We start from the raw sequence: 7,630 nt of genomic DNA on the forward strand, positions 1-7,630 counted from the left end.
TCGACACCGCGTTCAAGAGGCTTCGGCCAATTTTGTGGCGTCCTGCGGATCGTCATGTATGTCGGCCCAGGGGTCCATGGTCTGGCCAAGACGCCGGAAGATCGACGCGATCGAATAGCGATCCGGTGTCATTTCCGAGGAGAAGGCCTCGGGCCAGCGCAGGGGGGTCGCCACGGGCGCGCCCTTTCTGGCGCGCACGGCATAGGGTGCGACGGCGGTCTGGGCGTGGGCCGTTCGGAATGTGTCGATCAGAACCTTGTCGCCCCGCTTCGCCTTGCGCTGTTCGGTGGTGGCGAGCGCCGGATGTGCCGCGGCGACCTCTTCGGCCAGCCTGCGGGCGAAGGGCCGCAGCCGCGCGACCTCGACCGAGGCATCGAGCGACAGCACGATGTGCAGCCCGCGCGAGCCGGTTGTGGCCACGAAGCTGGGCAAGGCCCGCTGATCGAGTGCCCGCTTGACCGCCCGCGCCACCTCCTGCACCTTGCCGAAATCGTCGTCCGAGGGGTCCAGGTCGAAGACCATCCGGTCAGGCTTGCGCGGTGCCCCGGCCCGGGCCAGCGCAAGATGCGGTGTGATGCAGCCTTGATCCGCCAGATAGGCGAGGGTGGCTGCCTCGGTCACGACGGCATGCGTGACGATACCACCTTCCTTGGGCACTTCCACCCGCCTTATCCAGTCGGGGAAGTGTTCGGGAACGTTCTTGTGGAAGAACCCGTCCGCCTCGATCCCGTCGGGGAAACGCTGCATGGTAACGGGCCTTTCGCGGTAGTGGGGCAGTGCGGTCTCGGCGATCTTCGCGTAGAATTCGGCAAGATCAAACTTGGTGATACCGTCGTCCGGGAAAAGAATCTTGGCCGCATTGGAAATCTCGACATCGCGCCCGCCGACCGTGAGGGTTTTCGTGCTCATGCGTCCGGCACCTCGCGGATGACATCCCCGGCGGGCTTGTCCTGCCGCAGGCCAAGGAAACGCGGGTGGCGCAGCCGTCCCGCTTCGGTCCATTCTGTAAACCCGATCTCGGCCACCAGGTCGGGACGGACCCAGATCGCTTGTTCGTCGACCACATCTTCAAAGGGTGACGTTTCGCGGCGGCGCGCCTCCAGCGTCTCGCGGAAGCCCTCCAGGAAGGCATCGTCGAACCCGGTGCCCACCTTTCCCGCATACCTTAGCTCGCCATCCTCGAAATACCCCAGCAAGAGCGCACCAAAGCCCACGCGGTTCCCCTTGGGCTCCGTGAACCCGCCGATCACCAGTTCCTGCCCCTTCGCACATTTGAACTTGAGCCAGTCTCGTGAGCGGCCGTGGCTGTAACGTGACGTCGCGTCCTTGGCGATCAGACCTTCCCACCCCCTCGCGCAAGCCCGCTCGAAGAACGCTTCGCCATCCGCGTTGCGGTGCGGCGTAAAGCGGAGCGGATCGTCGAAGCGCAGCGCCCGGCGGAGCAGCGATTTCCTTCGTCGCAGCGGCAGGTCGGTTAGGTCATGGCCGGCAAGATGAAGCAGGTCGAAAAGATAGAGATGCACCGCGATGCCGCTGGCGCTGGCCTTGTCCCGGTCGGTGATCTGCATCCTGCCTTGCAGGCGTGAAAAGCTGGTCAGGTTGCCATCGAAGGCCACAACCTCGCCATCGGCGACAAAGTCACGCGCAGGCTGCCTGGCCAGCGCCTTGACCAGTTCGGGATAGGTATCGCTCACCTCGTTGCAGTTCCGCGTCATCAACCTGATCCGATCGCCGTAGCGAAATACCAACAGCCGCACACCGTCGAGCTTGCGTTCTAAGATCCAGTCCGAGCTGGAGAACCGCGCGTCGGTCAATACGGCGAGCATGGGTGCTATCCACTCCGGATGAGAACTCTCGGGCAGGTCCGCGACCAGCGCCGCGATATCTTCGTTGTCACTCATCCATCCTCGCCCGCCGCGATCTCGTCAAGATCGCAGCCCGAGACCACCGACTTCGGTTCGGTGGAAACGGGGTTTCGCCGTGCGTCCGCCGCCTCGTCGTCCATCTTGATCAGCAGCCACTGATCCGCGTCATCATCGATCCGCTGCAAGGCGTAACCGCCATGGATCTTTTCACCGGAGAGCCGGACCAGAGCGTGGCCGTTTGCCAGTGCCTCGGACATCGGGCGTGGGCCATTCTCCGTTTCAGTGATGTTCTCATAAATGCCACGATCCCAGATCAGCACGGCCCCTGCGCCATATTCGCCCTCCGGGATCACCCCCTCGAAGTCGGCATAGTCAAGCGGATGATCCTCTGTTGCGATGGCGAGCCGTTTCTCGCGCGGATCGGTGGACGGCCCCTTCGGGACCGCCCAGCTTTTCAGCACGCCTTGTACCTCCAGCCGGAAATCGTAATGCAGGTTGCTGGCGTCGTGCTTCTGGATGACGAAAACGGGGTTTCCCGACGTGCTGCCGAAATCGCCCCTGGGTTCGGTGCTGCGTGAAAAGTCACGTCTTTCGTGGTACTGGTCCAGCGCACCACGTCCCTGCCGGTGTTTCACCATGCTCACGTCCCTTCCACATCAAGGGGCCCATGCCCATGCCGCCAAGGTGAGGCAACCGCATCGCCCCGGCATGCGGGGCCGTCACTGTCCTGGGTCGTATTCCAATCCGCCGATCGGGCGGACCGTGCTTGCCTGCGGTCCGATCGCGCTTTCCTCGGTCTGCACGACCATTTCAACCGGGTCACCCTGTGCAAGATCGGCAAAGTCGCCATCCACGACACTGTTTTCATGGAAATAGATCAACCGGTTGTCGGTCGCAATGATCTGGCCATAGCCTTGGTCGTGACGGATCTCGACAATCTTGCCCTGCAATGGGCCGTCGTGATGCTTGACGTCACCCTGCATTTTGCGCGCGGCGCTTTTCAACTCCTGCTGCATCGCATCGAAAGCGTCCCGGATCGCGACATTCAAATGCGCGCGCTCTGGCTTGTCATCCTGATGACGCCGCACGACCAGTTCCTGACCCGGCACGCGTACCTCGATCGTGACTTCGTAGAGATTTCCCGTTTTCTGGTTCTGATGCGGGGCACGGATATAGACATGGCAACTGGTGATGCCATCATGGAATTTCTCGAGCCGTGCAGCCTTTTCCGAGATCAGCGCCTTGATCTCATCCGTCGGTTCGACATGCTTGAACGCAATTTCGATAGGTGTCTGCATTGACCGACTTCTCTCGTTTCCTGGCACCTGCCATTGGTCCGCAGGATGTATGCCACTTCTCGATCCGGATACGCCTTAACCTGCGTCAAGGTGTGGTGATCAATTGTTTAATACGGTTGGCATGGTGGGTATTGTTTTTTCCTGCCGTAAGAATGCCATGCCGAATTTGAACTCTAACGGCTCCGGAAGAGAAGATGTCGAAGCCGCCTGGGGCCGGCAAGGCGCATCGCACAGATGCGGGACGGGTAGTTGAGACGACAGGCCAACCTTTGCAAGGGAGACACCGATGAAACTCGAATATGGCACCTGGGTGGTTGTGGCCGATGGCGAGAAGTATCTTTTGCTGCGGAACATCGGCGATCAGGAGTTCATGCATCTGGAAGTCCTCGATCACGAAACCAGCACCAACGCACCGGCACGCGAGCTTGCAAGTGATCGCGCAGGACGCCAGCAAGACGCCAAGCGCAAGGTAAGTGGTGGCGTCGCATCCTGGGGAAAAAGCGCCATGCAGGAGACCGACTGGCACCGTGTCGCCGAAGAGCGATTTGCGGAAGCCGTTGCCGAAAAACTATTGGAATGGAGATCGGCGGGGCGGTTTCATCATCTGCTCGTGATTGCGGATCCGCGCTCGCTCGGTGCGATGCGCAATGCCTATGACGACCGCCTCGCTTCGGCTATCGTGGCAGAGATCGACAAGGACCTGACGAACCTCCCGCTCGACAGGATCGAGGCGTCGATCAAGGCGTGGGACGCCAGCTGACGACGTAACACACCAAAGACCACGTGACTGGCCAGCAATACAAAAACCGATCTCTTGTCGCAATCCCAAGCGTGATTGATCCAAAGCAAGGCAATCCCCGGATCAGCCTCCTATAGCTGAGCAAATCCGCAGGTCGCGGTCTCGCGCACTGGTTGCCCGTGACTTCAGTTGCGGTGTATTTGAATGATGGGGCTGGAAGACCCGCAGCGATCTTCGCGCGCTGTGAATAGCGATCGAAGAACAGCCAGAAGCCGTGCGGCATTCAATCGTATCGGTGTTCCACGGCATTCACGTCCGTACGACTCCGTGATGAAGAGGCCCACGAGCAGTGAGCGCCGAGTGAGCGCCGCAGGCGCGCCAGCCCGACCGCGCACCCGGCATAGTGTTCGGCTCAGGATGCCGCGATGCGAGTGCCCGAGCGGCCCTCGATGATCGCCAGAGCATCGCTCAGCTTGCCGATGCCGGTCCAACGCTGGCCGCCGCGCGCGAATTGCGCCCCCGCCGTCACCTTCGGCGCCATGGAGCCTGCGGGCAAGTCCAGCGCCGTGGCCTCCTGCGGGGTCAGCTGCGCGATCCGCTCGGCCGCGTCGGTGCCGAAGCCTTTATAAACGCCATCGACATCCGTGAGCAGCAGCAGCGCGTCAGCCCCCAGCCCCTCGGCGAGCAGGGCGCTTGTTGCATCCTTGTCGATCACCGCCTCGATGCCAGTAAGGGCTCCGTCAGCGTTCTCGATCACCGGGATGCCGCCGCCGCCCGCACAGATCACGATCGTGCCATGTAGCAAGAGCAGGCGGATCACCTTGAGATCGGGGATCTCGACGGGCGCGGGCGAGGGCACGACGCGGCGCCATTTCTCGCCATCCTGCGCGATGGACCATTTGTGCCGTTCTGCCACGCGTTCGGCCTCGTCGCGGTCATACACCGGTCCGACGAATTTCGTCGGGCTGGCAAAGGCCGGGTCGTCCGGATCAACGCGCACCTGTGTCAGCAGCGAGGCCACGGTGCGATCGTGGTTCAGGGCATTTTCCAGTTCCTGCTCGATCAGATAGCCGATCATGCCCTCGGTCTCGGCCCCCATCATGTCGAGCGGATAGGTCTCATCTGGCTTGTAGGCCATGCCCTGCAGCGCCAGCAGCCCGACCTGCGGACCGTTGCCGTGGGTGATCACCAGATCATGCCCGGCGCGTGCCACCTCGGCGAGCGCACGGGCGGCTGTGCGGGCATTGTCGCGCTGGTTCTCGGCTGTCAGGCTCTGATCCCGGCGGAGCAGCGCATTGCCGCCCAAGGCGATCACGACGAGCATGGCCCTAGCCCCCCAATGTGGCGACAAGCACCGCCTTGATCGTATGCAGCCGGTTCTCGGCCTGATCGAAGACGATGGAGGCCGCACTTTCGAAAACCTCGTCAGTCACTTCCATTGCGGAAATTCCGAATTCAGTTTCGATCTGTGCGCCCATCTCGGTCTCGGCGTTGTGGAAGGCGGGCAGGCAATGCATGAACCGGGTGCGGGGGTTGCCGGTGTTTGCCATCACATCCGCCGTCACCTGATAGGGCATCAGCATCTCGATCCGCTCGGCCCATTTCTCCTTGGGCTCGCCCATCGACACCCAGACATCGGTATAGAGGAAATCTGCCCCCAGCGTCGCCTCGGCCACGTCCTCGGAGATCAGCACCTGCGCGCCGGTCTCCTTTGCGATGCTGCGCGCCTCGGCCTCGATGGCCTTGTCGGGCCAGCACGCACGCGGCGCGCAGAGGCGCACATCCATGCCCATCTTTGCCCCGCCGATCAGCAGGCTGTCACCCATGTTGTTGGCCGCATCCCCAAGAAAGCAGAAGGCAATCTCTCGCCAGGGTTTCTGTGCGTGTTCCTGCATCGTCAGGAAATCTGCCAGGATCTGCGTCGGATGGAACTCGTCCGTCAGCCCGTTCCAGACCGGCACGCCGGCATGTCTGGCCAACTCGTCCACAACCTCCTGGCCAAAGCCGCGATACTCGATCCCGTCGAACATGCGGCCCAGAACGCGGGCGGTGTCCTTCACCGTCTCCTTGCGCCCGATATGCGAACCCGAGGGGCCGAGATATGTGACATTCGCCCCCTGATCATGGGCCGCCACCTCAAACCCCGCGCGGGTGCGGGTGCTGTCCTTTTCGAAGATCAGCGCGATTTCCTTGCCCCTGAGCAATTCGCGCTCGGTGCCGGCGTATTTCGCGGCCTTGAGGTCCGCTGAAAGCTTCAGCAGAAACGCGATCTCGGCGGGTGTAAAATCCCGCAGGGTCAGGAAATGGCGGTTCTTGAGATTGTAGGCCATGGGATGCTCCTATGCGGGGTCACGGATCGTCGGGCAACTCATGCAGCGCCCCCCGCCGCGGCCGCGCCCAAGTTCGGCGCCCGGCACCTCGAGCACCTCGATGCCCTCGGCGCGCAGTGCGGCATTGGTGTCGTCATTGCGATCATAGCCGACAACGACACCGGGTCGCAGCGCCAGTACGTTGTTGCCATCGTTCCACTGCTCGCGCGATGCCTCGAACGTGTCGGCGCCGCCGGTCGGCACGACGGTGAGCTTCTTCAGGCCCATCGCCTTGGCCAGAACGTCGAACAGCGGCCGGTCGATGCGGCGGATATCAAGCGGCGCGCGCCCCTCGCCGGGGTGCAGGTCGTAGACCGTCATTTCGGCGGCGACCTCGGTAAAGCTGGTCACCACCTCGCCGCCGCAAAAGGTGAAGACCGTATCGAGATGCATCGCGGCGCGCGATTTTGGAAGCTGGCAGGCCAGAACGCGGGTCGCACGGCCCTGATCGAAAAGCGCCTCGGCCAGAAGACCCACGGCCTGTGGCGAGGTTCGCTCACCCATGCCGATCAGGACCAATCCATCGCCCACCGGCATCACGTCACCGCCTTCCAGCGTGGCACGGCCAAAATCGTGCGTGGGATCGCCCCAGAGCACTTCGGCCCGGCCCGCGAATTTGGGGTGGAACCGGTAGATCGCAGCGGTCAGCAGCGTCTCGGGCCGCCGCGCCTGCCAATACATCGGATTGAGGGTGACGCCCGAATAGATCCAGGCGCTGTTGTCGCGGGAGAAAAGCGTGTTGGGCAGCGGCGGCAGCACGAAGCCGAGTCGCCCGAGATACGATCCGAACATGCCTGCCGGCTCGAACGGCAGATCGTCTACAGTCAACCCGCCCATCAGGAATTCGGCAAGCTCCGGTCCCTGCAATTCGTCCATCCAGCCGCGCAGATCGTCGAGCATGCCGACTCCGATTTCCTGCGGCGTGACCCGGTGATCGAGCACCCAGCCACGCGCTTCCGGCATATCCATCACCTCGCCCAGCAGCAGTCCGGTATCGAGCACCTCGACACCCTCGCCACGCATCAGGTCGGCAAAGACGTCATGGTCTTTCTGCGCCTGCTTGACCCAGAACACATCGTCGAACAGAAGATCCTCGCAGTTTTCCGGTGTCAAACGCCGGTGCGCGCGACCGGGTTTGCAGACGATCACCTGCCGCAGTCGGCCGGTTTCCGAATGCACGCCAAGTTCCAGATCGCTCATGCCGCACCTCCCATTGCGGCACCAACCGCCAATGCACCCATGATGAACACTGTCAGGATGACCAGCAGCGGCCAGATGAAGACGATCCAGCGGTCATAGGGCACCCGCCCGATGGCCAGCCCGCCAATCACCACCGCGAATGTCGGGTTGATCAGGTTC

At 62.5% G+C, this 7,630-nt stretch carries 9 protein-coding genes; 1 reads left to right on the forward strand and 8 read right to left on the reverse strand.

Annotated elements, in window-relative coordinates; genetic code table 11:
- Window positions 1-12 precede the first annotated feature (12 nt).
- The 4 genes from ligD (ACESL9_RS06535) to ACESL9_RS06550 all read right to left on the reverse strand — a co-directional run bounded on the left by ligD (ACESL9_RS06535) (window position 13) and on the right by ACESL9_RS06550 (window position 3,163).
- A complete protein-coding gene (ligD, locus tag ACESL9_RS06535; protein ID WP_372609564.1) occupies window positions 13-909 on the reverse strand; it encodes a non-homologous end-joining DNA ligase in 897 nt (298 codons plus the stop codon).
- Complete coding sequence (ligD, locus tag ACESL9_RS06540; RefSeq protein WP_372609566.1) at window positions 906-1,901, reverse strand: non-homologous end-joining DNA ligase; 996 nt, start codon at window positions 1,899-1,901, stop codon at window positions 906-908. The genes ligD (ACESL9_RS06535) and ligD (ACESL9_RS06540) overlap by 4 nt, the downstream gene beginning before the upstream one ends.
- A complete protein-coding gene (locus tag ACESL9_RS06545) occupies window positions 1,898-2,503 on the reverse strand; it encodes a DNA polymerase ligase N-terminal domain-containing protein (RefSeq protein WP_372609568.1) in 606 nt (201 codons plus the stop codon). Before ACESL9_RS06545 ends, ligD (ACESL9_RS06540) begins: the two co-directional genes overlap by 4 nt.
- Window positions 2,504-2,584: 81 nt before the next feature.
- Window positions 2,585-3,163, reverse strand: a complete 579-nt coding sequence (locus tag ACESL9_RS06550) for an HPF/RaiA family ribosome-associated protein (RefSeq protein WP_372609570.1) — start codon at window positions 3,161-3,163, stop codon at window positions 2,585-2,587.
- Window positions 3,164-3,449: 286 nt separating this feature from the next.
- On the opposite strand from ACESL9_RS06550, the gene ACESL9_RS06555 reads away from it, so the two are divergent.
- Window positions 3,450-3,923, forward strand: coding sequence for a host attachment protein (locus ACESL9_RS06555; protein ID WP_372609572.1), 474 nt, complete (start codon window positions 3,450-3,452; stop codon window positions 3,921-3,923).
- Between the two features lie 391 nt (window positions 3,924-4,314).
- Here the strand turns inward: ACESL9_RS06555 and arcC are convergent, their stop codons facing one another.
- Genes arcC through ACESL9_RS06575 form a run of 4 tightly spaced genes read right to left on the reverse strand, consistent with a single transcriptional unit; the run spans window position 4,315 to window position 7,626 of the window.
- Entirely contained in the window at window positions 4,315-5,226 is a 912-nt protein-coding gene (arcC, locus tag ACESL9_RS06560) for a carbamate kinase (RefSeq protein ID WP_372609574.1), read from the reverse strand.
- 4 nt (window positions 5,227-5,230) lie between these two features.
- A complete protein-coding gene (gene argF, locus ACESL9_RS06565; RefSeq protein ID WP_372609576.1) occupies window positions 5,231-6,232 on the reverse strand; it encodes an ornithine carbamoyltransferase in 1,002 nt (333 codons plus the stop codon).
- 9 nt (window positions 6,233-6,241) lie between these two features.
- Window positions 6,242-7,471 (reverse strand): arginine deiminase, encoded by a 1,230-nt coding sequence (locus ACESL9_RS06570; RefSeq protein WP_372674626.1) that lies wholly within the window; start codon window positions 7,469-7,471, stop codon window positions 6,242-6,244.
- The gene (locus ACESL9_RS06575; protein WP_372674628.1) at window positions 7,468-7,626 is read right to left on the reverse strand and encodes a hypothetical protein; all 159 of its coding nucleotides are present in this window, start codon (window positions 7,624-7,626) and stop codon (window positions 7,468-7,470) included. Before ACESL9_RS06575 ends, ACESL9_RS06570 begins: the two co-directional genes overlap by 4 nt.
- Window positions 7,627-7,630 lie beyond the last annotated feature (4 nt).

The sequence above is a fragment of the Aquicoccus sp. genome, assembly GCF_041686535.1.
Lineage (GTDB): Bacteria > Pseudomonadota > Alphaproteobacteria > Rhodobacterales > Rhodobacteraceae > Aquicoccus.

Coding starts and splice junctions, on each gene's coding strand:
- ligD (WP_372609564.1), bottom strand. CDS start 909: ATGAGCACGAAAACCCTCACGGTCGGCGGGCGCGATGTCGAGATTTCC.
- ligD (WP_372609566.1), bottom strand. CDS start 1,901: ATGAGTGACAACGAAGATATCGCGGCGCTGGTCGCGGACCTGCCCGAG.
- ACESL9_RS06545 (WP_372609568.1), bottom strand. CDS start 2,503: ATGGTGAAACACCGGCAGGGACGTGGTGCGCTGGACCAGTACCACGAA.
- ACESL9_RS06550 (WP_372609570.1), bottom strand. CDS start 3,163: ATGCAGACACCTATCGAAATTGCGTTCAAGCATGTCGAACCGACGGAT.
- ACESL9_RS06555 (WP_372609572.1), top strand. CDS start 3,450: ATGAAACTCGAATATGGCACCTGGGTGGTTGTGGCCGATGGCGAGAAG.
- arcC (WP_372609574.1), bottom strand. CDS start 5,226: ATGCTCGTCGTGATCGCCTTGGGCGGCAATGCGCTGCTCCGCCGGGAT.
- argF (WP_372609576.1), bottom strand. CDS start 6,232: ATGGCCTACAATCTCAAGAACCGCCATTTCCTGACCCTGCGGGATTTT.
- ACESL9_RS06570 (WP_372674626.1), bottom strand. CDS start 7,471: ATGAGCGATCTGGAACTTGGCGTGCATTCGGAAACCGGCCGACTGCGG.